We start from the raw sequence: 1,719 nt of genomic DNA, 5'->3' as shown, positions 1-1,719 counted from the left end.
CCAACGGGTGAGAGAGGAAGATGCGGATCAGCTTCGCAGTCGCCTCCTTGTCATAGAGGTCACGTTGAAATCGCATAACTCTGCCTTCGACTCCATCGAGCCTGAGTGGCCGTACGTCTACCTGCAGTCCGTCCTTATGGCTCTCGTGTTTTGGGTAAGGGATGCCGCCTGCCTGACTGATGTTCCCGACTCCAAACCGACGGCGGTCGCTGACGGCCCATTCGCGCTCGACAAAGAGAAGCAAGCAGAGCATTGCCGGATGAGCGTACTGCCCGGCTCCGTTCTCGGGTGTGCCGTAGACATAGTAGCCTGCGCCTTCTGGCTGTTGGGGCAGCATGAAGTAGCCGCGCGAATCTTGGGGCGGCGGAGCCGAATTCATATTCATCAATTTGCTCCTCGTCAGGCGCACTTGTTGGCTGCGAGGTCCCAGCCCCCGGCCGTGTTTCCTCCAGCCCCGCCGCCAACTTTCTGCTGCGTGTACTTCCATTTCACTTTCGAAAAGCGCAGGCCAATGGAGTCATGCAGGATCGCACCTTGGTGTACCGCTTGGTCGACACTTGCGATCATCACGTTTTCAAGCTCCACCTCGTAGTACCTGACCGGCTTGCCGTCGCCATCGGCGCGCATGAATTCCAGCTTCGCCGTTGGAATCGTCTTACCCATCGAACATGTCTGCATAAGGATGGGTGAGGACAGGTCCGCGAGCTTGGTTAGCGCCAGCGTCCTGTGCTCACACCGTTCGGCCGTGTGACCGCCGCCCGTCGATGCGGTCGCGCTCCGTGGCTGCATCACGCCCCATTGGGCTGAAGTGAGCTCGATCCAGCCTTGGTGGCCTGCATCCGTTGATTCGCCTTTAATCCCGTCAATCTGGAGGTAGACGTCGATTGCCATGGTGTTGCTCTCCTTGTGATGGATTGAAAACACCCATTTTGGCGTAGTAAGGCGTTGGTCTAGTTGGCGGTGCGCAAGAGCGGACAGGTTTGTTTAGCGGGAGCCAGAATCTCGATGCCCGGTAGCCGAAGGACGCTTTTCCGCGATTCGGCTAGAGCCAGAATTTTGCGCAATATGGTTATAAATGCGAAGCAGAAAACGGCGCCGTTCACGGTGCCGTTTTCGCTTGCACCTATAAGCGGTGACGGCGCTCATAGTGCTCAAAAAAAACGGCACCCCTAAGGGTGCCGTTTCCGTTAGCGCTACAAGCGATTACTCGCCATCACCATGATGCTCGGCCTGCGCCTGAGCATTCTGCTGGTCTTCCATCGCCTGCAGTTCGGCGGCCATGTTGGCCTTCTCCTGCTGCAGCAGTGCCTGGCGCTCTTCCGCCTCCCACACTTCCTTCTCCTTGCGGGCGCGGTGGAATGCCAGACCGGTACCGCCCGGGATCAGGCGGCCGACGATCACGTTTTCCTTCAGGCCGCGCAGACCGTCGCGCTTGCCCATGATCGCCGCTTCCGTCAGCACGCGGGTGGTTTCCTGGAACGATGCCGCCGAGATGAACGAGTCGGTCGACAGCGATGCCTTGGTAATACCCAGCAGCACGTTTTCGTACTGTGCCGGCATCTTGCCAGCCGCGTCCATGCGGTCGTTCTCTTCCAGCAGCTCCGAACGCTCCACCTGCTCGCCGACGATGTAGTCGGTGTCGCCGGCGTCGGTGATCTGCACGCGGCGCAGCATCTGACGAACAATCACTTCGATGTGCTTGTCGTTGATCTTCACGCC

General features: G+C 59.0%; 2 protein-coding genes and 1 pseudogene. All 3 read right to left on the bottom strand.

The window, feature by feature from the left end; translation table 11 throughout:
* The coding region (locus VIG90_RS17355) for a hypothetical protein (protein ID WP_331594782.1) at positions 1-385 on the bottom strand (385 nt) is incomplete at its 3' end.
* Between the two features lie 14 nt (positions 386-399).
* On the bottom strand, positions 400-891 hold the full coding sequence (locus tag VIG90_RS17350) for a type VI secretion system tube protein Hcp (RefSeq protein ID WP_331594781.1): 492 nt from the start codon (positions 889-891) through the stop codon (positions 400-402).
* A 312-nt stretch (positions 892-1,203) separates the two neighbouring features.
* Positions 1,204-1,719, bottom strand: a pseudogene (locus VIG90_RS17345) (DNA-directed RNA polymerase subunit beta'); the annotation flags it as partial.

Source organism: Pedomonas sp., from assembly GCF_036515995.1.
GTDB lineage: Bacteria > Pseudomonadota > Alphaproteobacteria > Sphingomonadales > Sphingomonadaceae > Pedomonas.
This window is presented reverse-complemented; position numbering and strand designations above follow the sequence as displayed.